We start from the raw sequence: 12,252 nt of genomic DNA, 5'->3' as shown, positions 1-12,252 counted from the left end.
ACTTGCGTGATCCGGTGGCGGCCGGGGGGATCGCGGTGCACAGTGATTCCCATGAGCGACAGCGGACGTGGTGGGCAGTTCTACTGGTGCACCCGACACCATCGGGTCGAGACGGACGCCGACGTGTGCCCGGCGAAGCATGTCCTCGGCCCGTACGACTCGGCGGCCGACGCGGAGAACGCCCTGCAACGGGTGCAGGAGCGGAACGAGGCGTGGGACGCCGAGGACGCCCGTTGGGCCGGGGAGGACAGGTAGACGGCGCGGGACGGCCCGCGCCGAGGTATTTCGTGCTCCGCGAGGACGCACGCGAGAGCACGTCCCCAAGGAGGGAACCACGATGGCCGAAGCACAGCAGGCCACCACCCGCCCAGCCGCCCGGCGTACCACCGCGAAGAAGACCGCCGCGGCGGAGCGGAACACGGCAGCGAGCCGGACCACCCCCGTGCGCAAGTCCACCACGGGTGCGGCGAAGGCGCCGGCCCGGAAGGCGGCCGGCGGGGCGGGGCGTGCCCCGGCCAAGAAGACCACCACGGCGGCTAAGGCCCCGGCGAGGAAGGCCGCCACCAAGACCTCCGCCGCGGCCAAGAAGGCGCCGGCGAAGACCTCGGCCGCCGGCCGCACGACGACCACGGCCGCGAAGCGGACCCCGACGTCGGCGGCGAAGAAGACGACCGGCGCCGCGAAGACGACCGGCGCCGCGAAGAAGACGACGGCCGGCACGGCGAGGAAGACCGCGGGTACGGCGAAGAAGACCACGAGCGCAGCGAAGAAGACGACCACCGCGGCGAAGAGGACCACCACGTCGGCGGCGAAGAAGACCACCGCCGCGGCGAAGGCGCCGGCGCGCAAGGCCGCCACCAAGGCGTCCACCGCCAAGAAGACGGCCGCCAAGAAGACGGCCGTCAAGAAGGCGCCGGCGAAGAAGGCGCCGGCGAAGAAGACGGCGGCGAAGAAGACCGCGCCCACCCGCCCGATCGGCGGCGCCCGCAAGGCCCCGGCGAAGAAGGCCCCGGCGAAGAAGGCGCCGGCGGCGAAGTCGACCGGCACCTCGTCGACCGCCACCCGCAAGGCGGCGGCGAAGAAGGCCCCGGCGAAGAAGACCGTCGCGGCCAAGGCTCCGGCCCGCAAGGTGACGGCCCGCAAGGTGACGGCCCGCAAGGCACCGGCACGTCCGGCCGCCGCCCGGGCCACCGCCCCTCGCGGCACCCGGACCACCGCCCGGAAGGCGACCGGCTGACCGGGGGCCGCCGCCCCGGCTCGGCGCTCTCCGGCGCGCCGGTCGGGAATCTCGCCCGGTCACCGGAAGCGGATCACCGACGGCGCTGTCAGGATTGACGCGTGGTCATCCGACGCGTACTCGCGCCCCGCATCGACTTCGGTGCGCTGCGCCGCGAACTCGGTCTGCCCGAGGGGTTTCCGGCCGCCGCCCAGAAGGAGGCCGACGAGGCGGCCGCCGCACCGCCGCGGCCGCCCGTCGACCGCACCGACGTGCCGTTCGTGACGGTCGACCCGGCCACCTCGCGGGACCTGGACCAGGCGATGCACCTCGCCCGCCGTCCGGGTGGCGGCTACCGGGTGCGGTACGCCATCGCGGACGTCGCCGCACACGTCGACCCCGGCGGCGCGCTGGAGGCGGAGACCTGGCGGCGGGGGCAGACCGTGTACCTGCCCGACGGGCACGTGCCGCTGCACCCGCTGACGCTCAGTGAGGGCGCGGCGAGCCTGCTGCCCGACGACGACCGGGCCGCCGTGGTCTGGACCATCGACCTGGACGCCGACGGCGCCACGGTGGCCGTCGAGCTGGAACGCGCCCTGGTCCGCAGCCGGGCCAAACTCGACTACGCGGGGGTGCAGGCGGCGGCCGACGCCGGGCGACTGCCCGAGCCGATCGCGCTGCTGCCCGAGATCGGTGACCTGCTCACCGCCCGGGGACTGCGCCGTGGCGCCATCAACCTGCCGCTTCCCGAGCAGGACGTGGAGCCCGACGGCGACGGTTGGCGGCTGGTGCTGCGCGGCCCGGTGCCCATGGAGGAGCACAACGCGCAGATCTCGCTGCTGACCGGGATGGCCGCCGCCGACATCATGCTGGCCGGCCGGATCGGCCTGCTGCGCACCATGCCCGCGCCGAAGCCGGAGGCGGTGCAGCGGCTGCGGGCGGCCGCCGCGCCGCTGGGCGTGCACTGGCCGGACAACATGGGCCCGGGCGAGGTGATAGCCGGGCTGGACGCCGCCCAGCCGCGGGCCGCGGCCTTCATCGACCAGGCGGCCGAGCTGATGCGCGGCGCGGCGTACACCGCGTTCGACGGGACGCTGCCCGAGCAGCCGGAGCACGGCGGGGTGGCCGCCGCGTACGCCCACGTCACGGCGCCGCTGCGGCGCCTGGCCGACCGGTACGCCACCGAGGTCTGCCTGGCCCTGCACGCGGGCCGGCCGGTGCCCGACTGGGCGCGCGCCGCGCTGCCCCGGCTTCCCGAGGTGATGGCCACGACCGACCGGACCGCCTCGGCGGCCAGCCGCGGTGCCGTCGAGCTGGCCGAGGCGGTGCTGCTGGCGCACCGGGTGGGGGAGACCTTCGACGCGGCGGTGCTGGACGTGGACGCCCCACCGAACGGCCGCTCCCGGCCCCGCCCACCCGGCGGAACGGTGGCCCTCGACGCCCCGGCGGTACGCGCCCGCTGCCTCGGCCAACTTCCGCTCGGCGAACGGGTCCGGGTCCGGCTCGTCACGGCCGACCCGGCCGCCCGCACGGTCCTGTTCGAGCTGGCCTGACCCGGCGGCCCGCAGGGTTCTTGTTTCGAGCTGGCCTGGCCCGGTGGCCCGCACGTTCCTGTTCGGGCTGGCCTGGCCCGGTAGCTTTGTTCGAGCTGGCCTGGCCCGGGCGGCAGCGGGGATTGTCACAGCGCCTCGCGCTGCTGCCGGACCGGGCGGTTTGCGAGGATGAGGCCATGGCATACGACGCGAGCACGCTGCCCGACGTGTCCGGGCTGACGGTCGGCATCATCGGTGGCACCGGTGACCAGGGGCGGGGCCTCGCCTACCGGTTCGCCCGGGCCGGGCAGACGGTGCTGATCGGCTCCCGATCCGCCGAACGCGCCGCCGAATCGGCCGCCGAGATCGCCGCACTGCCCCGGATGCCGGCCGACGCCAGCATCACCGGTGCCGCCAACGACGAGGTGGCCCGGCGCAGCGACGTGGTCATCATCGCGGTGCCGTGGGACGGGCACGCCGCGACCGTCGCCGCCCTCGCCGAGCCCCTCGCCGGGACGATCGTCGTCGACTGCGTCAACCCGCTCGGCTTCGACAAGCAGGGCCCGTACGCGCTGACCGTCCCCGAGGGCAGCGCCGTGCAGCAGGCCGCCGCGTTGCTGCCCGACTCCCGCGTCTGCGCGGCGTTCAACCACGTCAGCGCCCCGCTGCTGGCCGACCCCGAAGTCGACCGGATCGACCTGGACGTGCTGATCTGCACCGAGGACCGCGAGTTGGTCGACGTGGTCGGCGCGCTCGCTGCCCGGATCCCCGGGATGCGCGGCATCTACGCCGGCCGGCTGCGCAACGCCCACCAGATCGAGGCGTTCACCGCCAACCTGATCGCCATCAACAAGCGTTACAAGGCACACGCCGGCATCCGCGTCACCGACCTCTGAGCGCGCCCACCGACGAGCCCGTTCGCCGTGGCCGCGTTGCCGGTGAACCTGCTGCCGGTCTTCTCCGCCGCTACGGTCTGCCGGCTCAGTGTTCGCGCTCGGCGGTCCGGCGCTGTTCGTCGGCGGGCAGGGCAGCGTTGCGTTGTGCAAGCCGTCGTCACGTCTGCCGGTGGTACTGGTTGCGGCGGGGAAGCTGGTCGGGATCGAGCCAGGCCGGCGGGACGAACTCCGGGTGACCGTCGCCGCCCAGCCGGACGGCCCAGCCGCCGTGATGGATGTGCCGGTGGTGGTGTGCGCACAGCAGCACCGCGTTCGCCAGGCTCGTGGCGCCGCCGTCCGCCCAGTGTCGGATGTGGTGGGCGTCGCACCAGCGGGGCGGACGGTCGCAGCCCGGGAAGGCGCAGCCGCGGTCCCGCAGGACCAGGGCGCGCCGCAGAGGCCCGGTGACGAGCCGGCGTTGCCGGCCCACGTCGAGCAGTTGACCGGCGCCGCCGAGGACGGCGGGCAGGACGCCCGCGTCGCAGGCGAGCCGGCGGACCGTTTCCGGGGTGAGCTGGAAGCCGGTGTCCAGGGTGCCGACGTCGAGCTGCCGGGCCAGGCCGTCGAAGCGGGTGGTGACGACGATCTGGGCGGGCTCGCCGCCGTGCTCGGGTAGGTCACCGGTGCGCAGGGCGAGCCGGCAGAGGTCGGCGAGCGCGTCGTGCCGGCGTTGCCCGGGGGTACGCGAATCGTCCGGACCCGACGGTGCGGTCAACGGGTCGATCGCGGCGCGCAGCAGGCCGGCCGCCTCGGCGTCCAGGCTGCCGGTCAGCCGGAGGCGGCCATCGGTCAGCTCGGACAGCGTGACATGACGGTCTCGGGCCGACCGGTGGGCCTCGGCCTCCAACGCGGCACGGGTGGCGGCGTCGGCGACCTCCGGGGCGACGTGGTCGAGGATGCGTGCGCTCAGCCTGCGGAGCAGGGCGGGATCGAACTGCCCCGCCCACTCGACCAGCACGCCGACCGCCTTGTCGGCGGCCTCGGCACCGGCGGTGGCGTGCACGGTGCTGACCGTGTCGCTGATGACCCGCGCCTGCTCCAGGCTGATGGCCCCGTCGGCCAGCGCGCCGCGCACCCCTGAGGGGCCGGCGTCGAGCGTGCCGGCCAGGTCGACCAGCCGCCGGGCGGCGGGGACGGTGAGTCGCAGCCGATCTCGCAGCCAGACCGCCGTCGAGGACGCGCCCTGCGCGGCGGCCGTGCCCCGGCCGTCCAACTCGCGAACAAGGGCCAGTTGCACCGCCGCCAGCCGCTGCTCGAGCCGGTGCGCGGCGTCGAGTGCCGCGACCAGCTCGTGCTCCGCGACGGCCCAGGTGGCCACGTCGAGGCACGCCGCCACCGCCGCCTCCGCCTGCGCCAACTCCTCGACCACGATCGGAGACTAGAACAGATGTACGACAACTTTCAGTCACCATGATCGATTGCCGCTGCCGCTGCCGCTGCCGCTGCCGCTGCCGCTGCCGCTGCCGCTGCATCGGGTGCCAGGTGGCGATGCGGTGGCGGGGCCGGCCGGCGAGCGAAAACCTGCCGGCCGGCCCCGCACCGTGGATGGTCCTGGCCGTCGGACCGTTGTGGCCGTGACTCGTCCTGGCCGTGGATGCCCAGGCCGTGAAGCTCCTGGCCGTCCTAGAACGTGTGCTCGGCGGCCGGGAACTCGCCGCTGCGGACCTCGTCGGCGAACTCGCGGGTGGCGGCGGTGAGGGCGCCGGCCAGGTCCGCGTACCGCTTGACGAAGCGTGGCGCCTTGCCGGTACGAAGGCCGGCCATGTCCTGCCAGACCAGCACCTGCGCGTCGGTGGCCGGGCCCGCCCCGATGCCCACGGTGGGGATCGACAGCTCGTGGGTGACCTGCTTGGCCACCTCACCCGGCACCATCTCCAGCACCACCGCGAACGCGCCCGCCTCGGCCACCGCCCGTGCGTCGGCCAGCACCTCGTCGGCGGCGTCGCCCCGGCCCTGCACCCGGTAGCCGCCCAGGGTGTGCTCGCTCTGCGGGGTGAACCCGATGTGCGCCATCACCGGGATACCCGCCCCGACGATCGCGGCGATCTGCGCGGCGCAGCGGCGGCCACCCTCCAACTTCACGGCGTGGCAGCCACCCTCCTTCATGAACCGCACGGCGGTGCGCAGCGCCTGGGTCGGGCCCTCCTCGTACGAGCCGAACGGCAGGTCACCGACGATGAGTGCCTGTCGGGTCGCCCGTACCACGGCCCGCACCAGCGGGAGCAGTTCGTCGGCGGTGACCGGCAGGGTGGTCTCGTAGCCGAACACGTTGTTGGCGGCCGAGTCGCCGACCAGCAGCACCGGGACTCCGGCCTGGTCGAAGATGGCCGCCGTGTACTGGTCGTACGAGGTGAGCATGGGCCACCGTTCGCCGCGTTCCTTGGCGGCGATCAGGTCGCGGGTGCGGACCCGTCGTGTGGCCGGCCCGCCGTACAGGGCGGTCACCTCGTTCGGAGTGGACTCCACCATCACTGTCTCCTTCCTCGAGGCCGCCTGCGCGGTCCCCGGGCTCTGCAGCGATCGTCGCACCGGGGGACGGGGTGACGGCAGGGCGCAGTGCGAGATGTCACTCCGTCGCGGCGGCGCGCCGGCCCGGGCCGCCGGCCCGGCGCGCACACCCGTCGGCTCAGCCGCGCTCGCGCCATCGGTTGGTGATCGGCAGCCGGCGGTCCCGCCCGAACGCCTTCATCGAGATCTTCGTGCCCGGGGCGGACTGCCGTCGCTTGTACTCGGCGGTATCCACCAGCCGCAGCACCTTGTCCACCACCGCCGGGTCGTGGCCGGACTCGACCAGCCCGTCCCGGCCGAGGTCGCCGTCGACGTAGCCGATCAGGATCGGGTCCAGCACGTCGTAGTCGGGCAGGCTGTCGCTGTCCAACTGGCCGGGGCTCAGCTCGGCGCTGGGCGGCTTGCCGATCGAGTTCTCCGGAATCGGGGCGGTGTCGCCGCGCCGCGCCGCGTCCGCGTTGCGCCACTTCGCCAGCCGCCAGACCAGCGTCTTCCAGACGTCCTTGATGGGGTTGAAGCCGCCCACCGAGTCGCCGTACAGGGTGGAGTAGCCGACGGCCAGCTCGCTCTTGTTGCCGGTGGTCAGCACCAGGTGGCCCTCCTGGTTCGACAGGGCCATCAGGATCACGCCGCGTACCCGGGCCTGGAGGTTCTCCACCGCCACCCCGGACAGCGACAGGTTGGCCAGGAAGCCGTCCACCATCGGCTGGATCGGCTCGACGCGGTAGTCCAGGCCGGTGCGCTTGGCCAGGTCGGCGGCGTCCTCCCGGGAGTGCTCGGAGGAGTGCTGGCTGGGCAGCGACACCGCGACCACCCGGTCCGGGCCGAGGGCGTCGACGGCGAGCGCGGCCACCACCGCGGAGTCGATGCCACCGGAGAGGCCGAGCACCACCGACGGGAACCGGTTCTTGTTGACGTAGTCGCGCAGGCCGAGCACCAGCGCCTGCCACACCTCGGCCTCGTCGGCCACTGGCTCGATCAGCCCACCGGTCGCGGCCGGGCCGGACGGCAGGGGAGGAATGCCGTCCAGCGTGCTGTGCACCACCCGCATGCCGTCCGCCACGGCCTCGGGGGCCGGCGGCGTGGCGGCGGCCGGCAGCTCCACGTCGTGCACCAGCAGGTGCTCGACGAACTGCGGCGCCCGGGTGAGCAGCTCGCCGTCGGCGGCCACGATCATCGAGTCGCCCTCGAAGACCAGCTCGTCCTGCCCGCCGATCATGTTGACGTACGCGATGGCGGCGCCGGCCTCGGCGGCCCGGCGGCGGACCAGCGGCAGCCGGATGTCGTCCTTGTTCAGCTCGTACGGCGAGCCGTTGATGTTGACCACCAGGCCGACCCCGGCCTGCCGGGCGGCGGCGAACGGGCCGCCCTGCTGCCACAGGTCCTCGCAGATGGTCAGCGCGACGTCCACCCCGCCGACCCGCACCACGGTCAGCATGTCGCCCGGGACGAAGTAGCGGTCCTCGTCGAAGACCCCGTAGTTGGGCAGGTGGTGCTTGAAGTAGCGGGCGGCGACGGTGCCCCGGTGCAGCAGCGCGGCGGCGTTGCGGGCGCCCTGGCCCGGCTCGGCGTCGCCGCTGACCTGCGGCGGCCCGTCGGCGTCCAGATAGCCGACCACCACCGGCAGCTCACCGAGGCCGTCCGCGGCGAGGTCGGCGGCGAGTCGCTCCAGGGCGGCGCGGGACGCGGCGACGAAGGAGCGCCGGAAGACCAGGTCCTCGACCGGGTAGCCGGTCAGCATCATCTCCGGGAAGAGCACCAGCTGGGCGCCGGCGTCGGCGGCCTGGCGTGTCCAGCTGCGGACCAGGTCGGCGTTGCCGGCGAGGTCGCCGACGCTCGGGTTGACCTGGGACAGGGCGAGACGCAGGGTGGGCATGCCCTCATCTTGCCCCAGCCGGTCCGGGCCGACACGACGCCCGGCGCGAGATGCGGCCCACGCCGGGCGGGCTCGGCCACGCCTCGGCGCGCCACGCCCGGGCGGGCTCAGCCATCCACCGCCGGCCGCGCTCACAGCGGGTCGCCGCCCGGCCGCGGGCGCCTCGACGGGCACCGGGGGACGGCGGACGGGCGTTGGCGTAACGTCGGCGTAACCAGGCCCATGGAGACTGGTCGGTCAGGCCCGGCCGGCGATGGCACACAGGTGTTGCGAGGGGTGGAAGTGGACCGTCAGCAGGAGTTCGTCCTCCGTACGCTGGAAGAGCGGGACATCCGGTTCGTCCGGCTGTGGTTCACGGACGTGCTGGGCACGCTCAAGAGCGTGTCGGTGGCGCCCGCCGAGCTGGAGGCGGCCTTCGAGGAGGGCATCGGCTTCGACGGCTCGGCCATCGAGGGCTTCGCCCGGGTCTTCGAATCGGACATGGTGGCCATGCCCGACCCGACCACCTTCCAGGTCTTCCCCTTCGAGGGCGGGGTCAGCGGCGAGAGCGCCCGGATGTTCTGCGACATCCTGCTGCCCGACGGTGGGCCCTCGTGGGCCGATCCCCGGCACGTGCTGCGCCGCGCGCTGTCCAAGGCCGCCGAGAAGGGCTTCACCTTCTACACCCACCCGGAGATCGAGTTCTTCCTGCTGGAGAACGGCCCGCAGGACGGCTCGGTGCCCACCCCGGTGGACACCGGCGGCTACTTCGAGCACACCACCCACGCCGTCGCCCGGGACTTCCGGCGGCAGGGCGTGCTGGCGCTGGAGCGGATCGGCATCTCGGTGGAGTTCAGCCACCACGAGGTCGCCCCCGGCCAGCAGGAGATCGACCTGCGCTACGCCGACGCGCTCACCACCGCCGACAACATCATGACCTTCCGGCACGTGGTCAAGGAGGTGGCGCTCTCCACCGGCGTGCAGGCCAGCTTCATGCCCAAGCCGTTCACCGACCAGCCGGGCAGCGGCATGCACACCCACCTGTCGCTGTTCGAGGGGGAGCGCAACGCCTTCCACGACGCCGGTGACCCGATGAAGCTCTCCAAGGTGGCGAAGTCCTTCATCGCCGGCCTGCTGGTGCACGCCCGCGAGTACACGGCGGTCACCAACCAGTGGGTCAACTCGTACAAGCGGCTCTTCCCGCAGCACCTGCCGGACCGCATCACCGAGAGCCCGGCGTACGTCTGCTGGGGTCACCTGAACCGGTCCGCGCTGGTCCGGGTGCCCGCGTACGGCAAGCCCAACTCGGCCCGGGTCGAGGTCCGCTCGCTGGACTCGGCGGCCAACCCGTACCTCGCCTTCGCGGTGCTGCTCGGCGCCGGCATGAAGGGCATCGAGGAGGGCTACGAGCTGCCGCCGGGCGCCGAGGACGACGTCTGGTCGCTGACCAGCGCCGAGCGGCGCGCGATGGGGTACGAGGCGCTGCCGGAGAACCTCGCCGAGGCGATCGACGTGATGGCCGGGTCCGAGCTGGTCGCCGAGGTGCTCGGCGAGCACGTCTTCGACTTCTTCCTGCGCAACAAGCGGGCCGAGTGGGAGCAGTACCGCCGCGAGGTCACCCCGTACGAGCGGCAGCGCTACCTGGCGCTGTAGTCACGGGGCTGACGCGGTTGCGCCCTGCCGCTATCGTCTCGATCACCGCGCCGGTACCCCTCCGGGCGGAGAGTCGGGAGGCAGTCGGTGCTGGAGGATCTGCTCAGCGGTGCCTGGCAGAGCGTCGTGTTCGGGATTGTCGGCGTGGGGCTGATGGCGGCCGGGTTCGGGCTGGTCGACCTGCTCACTCCCGGCCGGTTGCGGGAGCTGATCTGGGTGGAGCGCAACGCCAACGCGGGGCTGCTGCTCGCCGCCAACCAGCTCGGCATCGCCGGCATCGTCTTCACCGCGATCCTGACCAGCTACAGCGACTTCGGCAAGGGGCTCGCCTCCACGGTGGTGTTCGGGCTGGTCGGGCTGGCCATCATGGCGCTGGCCTTCGTGGTGCTCGATCTGCTCACCCCCGGCAAGCTCGGTGAGGTCATCTGCTCGCCGGAGCCGCACCCGGCGGCCCGGGTCAGCGCGGCCACCCACTTCGGCGCGGCCCTGATCGTCTGCGCCTGCATCGCCTGAGCCCGCGCCGGCTGAGCCCGCGCCGGCTGAGCCCGCGCCGGCTGAGCCAGCTCCGCCTGCGGCCGGTCGTCGTACCCCGGCCGTAGCGTGCCGGGCATGAACCGCACGGACCGGCTCTACGCCCTGGTCGAGGAGCTGCGGGCCGTGTCGCCGCGGCCGCGCAGCGCCCGCTGGCTGGCCGCGCGCTTCGAGGTCAGCAGCCGCACGATCGAGCGTGACCTCGGCGCGTTGCAGGAGGCCGGCGTGCCGATCTGGGCGGAGCCGGGGCGCACCGGCGGCTACGTGCTGGACCGCGCCCGCACCCTGCCCCCGGTCAACCTCACCGCCGCCGAGGCGGTGGCGATGGCCGTCGCGCTGCACCGGCTCGCCGGCACGCCGTTCGCCGGGCCGGGCGCCACCGCGCTGCGCAAGCTGGTGGCGGTCCTGCCGGCCGCCGACGCGGCCGAGGCGCACCGGCTCGCCGGCCGGGTGCACCTGATCGGCGACGGGCCGGCCACGCCCGTCCCGGCCATCGTCGCCGACGCGGTCGCCGCGCGGCGGGTGCTGCGCATCCGGTACGCCGACCGCGCCGGCGCCGATTCGGTACGCGACGTCGAGCCGCTCGGCTATCTCGGCAACGCTCGACACTGGTACCTGCTCGCCTGGTGCCGGTTGCGCGACGAGCTGCGCTGCTTCCGCACCGACCGGATCCGCGGCGTGCGGGCACTGCCCGAGGTGGTGGCCCGGGAGCTACGCCTGACGGATCTCGACATCCCGCACGAGCGCGTCCGACGACTCAGCCTGGTCTGAGCCCGACGGTGCGGGCCGTATGGGCACCGCCCAGCCCGGTACGGACCCCGTCGGGGTGACGCGGAAACACCGACAGGACGGTGTCGCGGACGGCCCCGAGACTGCTCCAGACGACGGCGCAACGGCCGGCACGGAAAACTGGAGGCAGCACATGTCCACGACGCCCATCACCTGGTTCGAGATCGGCACGGACCGGCCGGAGGAGGCGGAGAGCTTCTACGGCGAGCTGTTCGGTTGGACGTTCGAGGAGCAGGGCAGTGCCGACGGAGGGTCCTACCGCGTGACCGGGGCCGGTGGCGACTCCGGGATCGGTGGGGCGATCCGGGCGACCGGCGGGACGGCGCCGAACTACGCGGTGTTCTACGCCGAGGTCGCCGACGTGGACGAGACCTGCCGGCGGGCCGAGGCGGCCGGCGGCAAGGTGCTGGTGCCGCCGCGGACGGCGCCGAGCGGGCTCACCCTGGCCCACCTGCTCGACCCGGCGGGCAACCGCGTCGGCGTGTTCACACCCCCGCCGGCCGCGACCGCCTGACGGGCCGGCCGGTGGCGGCGCGCGGCCGTGCGCGTTGACGACGCCCCGGCGGCCCCGCCCTCAGAGGGCGGGGCCGCCGACGGTCACTTGCCGGCCGTACCGCCGGGGCCGCCGTGACCGCCGTGACCACCCGGCCCGCGGTGGCCGCCCGGGCCGGGGAAGACACCGGCCTCGACGGCCTTGGTGATCGCGTCGGCCTGCTCCTGGGTGAGCTTGCCGTCCTTGACCGCCTGGTCCAGTCGCTCCTTGAGCGCGGCCTGCCGGTCCTCGGTGGAGGGGCGCTCCGGCCGGTCGGCACGCTGCTGCTCGCGGACCTTCTCCAGCGCGGCGGTCACCTTGTCGGTGGGGACGCCCAGCTCCTTGGCGAGCGCCTCGGCGAACTCGCCCTGCCGGTCGGCCTTCAACGCGCCCGGACCGTCGGTGGTGCTGCTGGCGCTCGGCGTCGGCGTGGCGTCCGCGGCGAACGCGATCGTCGGGGCAGCGATCCCCACGCCGAGGACGCCGGCGGTGGCCAGGCCGGCCAGCAGGTGCTTCTTGCGGATGGTGCGGGACATGCTCTCCTCCAGATGCTCGGTGGTGCTGCGATGTCGTCACCGACAGTGACCAGTCCGGCTGGGTGGAACCCGTGCCGAAGCTGTCCCCCAGCTGGCAATCCGGGCCGCGGAGTCGGACAAACCGGTTGCCTCGGCACGCCCGGTGGGTGAGGGTGGGTCCTCGTC

12 protein-coding genes are annotated in these 12,252 nt (G+C 73.9%); 8 read left to right on the top strand and 4 right to left on the bottom strand.

Annotated features, from left to right (window positions below; all coding sequences use genetic code 11):
• Positions 1–51 precede the first annotated feature (51 nt).
• From AB0K07_RS17295 to npdG, 4 genes are all read left to right on the top strand, one after another.
• Complete coding sequence (locus AB0K07_RS17295) at positions 52–255, top strand: hypothetical protein (protein ID WP_109820768.1); 204 nt, start codon at positions 52–54, stop codon at positions 253–255.
• Positions 256–337: 82 nt separating this feature from the next.
• Positions 338–1,237, top strand: coding sequence for a histone (locus tag AB0K07_RS17290; RefSeq protein ID WP_363756123.1), 900 nt, complete (start codon positions 338–340; stop codon positions 1,235–1,237).
• A gap of 101 nt (positions 1,238–1,338) precedes the next feature.
• The gene (locus AB0K07_RS17285) at positions 1,339–2,769 is read left to right on the top strand and encodes an RNB domain-containing ribonuclease (protein WP_363756121.1); all 1,431 of its coding nucleotides are present in this window, start codon (positions 1,339–1,341) and stop codon (positions 2,767–2,769) included.
• A gap of 176 nt (positions 2,770–2,945) precedes the next feature.
• A complete protein-coding gene (gene npdG, locus AB0K07_RS17280) occupies positions 2,946–3,644 on the top strand; it encodes an NADPH-dependent F420 reductase (RefSeq protein WP_210915079.1) in 699 nt (232 codons plus the stop codon).
• Positions 3,645–3,801: 157 nt separating this feature from the next.
• Here the strand turns inward: npdG and AB0K07_RS17275 are convergent, their stop codons facing one another.
• From AB0K07_RS17275 to AB0K07_RS17265, 3 genes are all read right to left on the bottom strand, one after another.
• Positions 3,802–5,052: a DUF222 domain-containing protein gene (locus AB0K07_RS17275; protein WP_363756118.1), complete on the bottom strand. Its 1,251-nt coding sequence runs from the start codon at positions 5,050–5,052 to the stop codon at positions 3,802–3,804.
• Positions 5,053–5,306: 254 nt separating this feature from the next.
• Positions 5,307–6,152 (bottom strand): 3-methyl-2-oxobutanoate hydroxymethyltransferase, encoded by an 846-nt coding sequence (gene panB, locus AB0K07_RS17270; RefSeq protein ID WP_363756116.1) that lies wholly within the window; start codon positions 6,150–6,152, stop codon positions 5,307–5,309.
• Positions 6,153–6,309: 157 nt separating this feature from the next.
• Positions 6,310–8,067 (bottom strand): NAD+ synthase, encoded by a 1,758-nt coding sequence (locus AB0K07_RS17265; protein ID WP_363756114.1) that lies wholly within the window; start codon positions 8,065–8,067, stop codon positions 6,310–6,312.
• A 282-nt stretch (positions 8,068–8,349) separates the two neighbouring features.
• On the opposite strand from AB0K07_RS17265, the gene glnA reads away from it, so the two are divergent.
• The 4 genes from glnA (at position 8,350) to AB0K07_RS17245 (ending at position 11,533) form a co-directional block, all read left to right on the top strand.
• Positions 8,350–9,699, top strand: coding sequence for a type I glutamate--ammonia ligase (gene glnA / locus AB0K07_RS17260; RefSeq protein ID WP_363756112.1), 1,350 nt, complete (start codon positions 8,350–8,352; stop codon positions 9,697–9,699).
• Between the two features lie 87 nt (positions 9,700–9,786).
• A complete protein-coding gene (locus AB0K07_RS17255; RefSeq protein ID WP_363756110.1) occupies positions 9,787–10,212 on the top strand; it encodes a DUF350 domain-containing protein in 426 nt (141 codons plus the stop codon).
• 96 nt (positions 10,213–10,308) lie between these two features.
• A complete protein-coding gene (locus AB0K07_RS17250; RefSeq protein ID WP_363756108.1) occupies positions 10,309–11,001 on the top strand; it encodes a WYL domain-containing protein in 693 nt (230 codons plus the stop codon).
• Between the two features lie 151 nt (positions 11,002–11,152).
• The gene (locus tag AB0K07_RS17245) at positions 11,153–11,533 is read left to right on the top strand and encodes a VOC family protein (RefSeq protein WP_363756106.1); all 381 of its coding nucleotides are present in this window, start codon (positions 11,153–11,155) and stop codon (positions 11,531–11,533) included.
• Positions 11,534–11,616: 83 nt separating this feature from the next.
• Here AB0K07_RS17245 and AB0K07_RS17240 read toward each other — a convergent pair whose 3' ends face one another.
• Positions 11,617–12,087: a hypothetical protein gene (locus AB0K07_RS17240; RefSeq protein WP_363756104.1), complete on the bottom strand. Its 471-nt coding sequence runs from the start codon at positions 12,085–12,087 to the stop codon at positions 11,617–11,619.
• Positions 12,088–12,252 lie beyond the last annotated feature (165 nt).

Source organism: Micromonospora sp. NPDC049301 (assembly GCF_040678715.1).
Lineage (GTDB): Bacteria > Actinomycetota > Actinomycetes > Mycobacteriales > Micromonosporaceae > Micromonospora.
This window is presented reverse-complemented; position numbering and strand designations above follow the sequence as displayed.

Excerpts from the sequence above, each read along its gene's own strand:
- panB (WP_363756116.1), bottom strand. The coding sequence starts at position 6,152 with ATGGTGGAGTCCACTCCGAACGAGGTGACCGCCCTGTACGGCGGGCCG.
- npdG (WP_210915079.1), top strand. The coding sequence starts at position 2,946 with ATGGCATACGACGCGAGCACGCTGCCCGACGTGTCCGGGCTGACGGTC.
- AB0K07_RS17250 (WP_363756108.1), top strand. The coding sequence starts at position 10,309 with ATGAACCGCACGGACCGGCTCTACGCCCTGGTCGAGGAGCTGCGGGCC.
- AB0K07_RS17295 (WP_109820768.1), top strand. The coding sequence starts at position 52 with ATGAGCGACAGCGGACGTGGTGGGCAGTTCTACTGGTGCACCCGACAC.
- AB0K07_RS17240 (WP_363756104.1), bottom strand. The coding sequence starts at position 12,087 with ATGTCCCGCACCATCCGCAAGAAGCACCTGCTGGCCGGCCTGGCCACC.
- AB0K07_RS17265 (WP_363756114.1), bottom strand. The coding sequence starts at position 8,067 with ATGCCCACCCTGCGTCTCGCCCTGTCCCAGGTCAACCCGAGCGTCGGC.
- AB0K07_RS17245 (WP_363756106.1), top strand. The coding sequence starts at position 11,153 with ATGTCCACGACGCCCATCACCTGGTTCGAGATCGGCACGGACCGGCCG.
- AB0K07_RS17290 (WP_363756123.1), top strand. The coding sequence starts at position 338 with ATGGCCGAAGCACAGCAGGCCACCACCCGCCCAGCCGCCCGGCGTACC.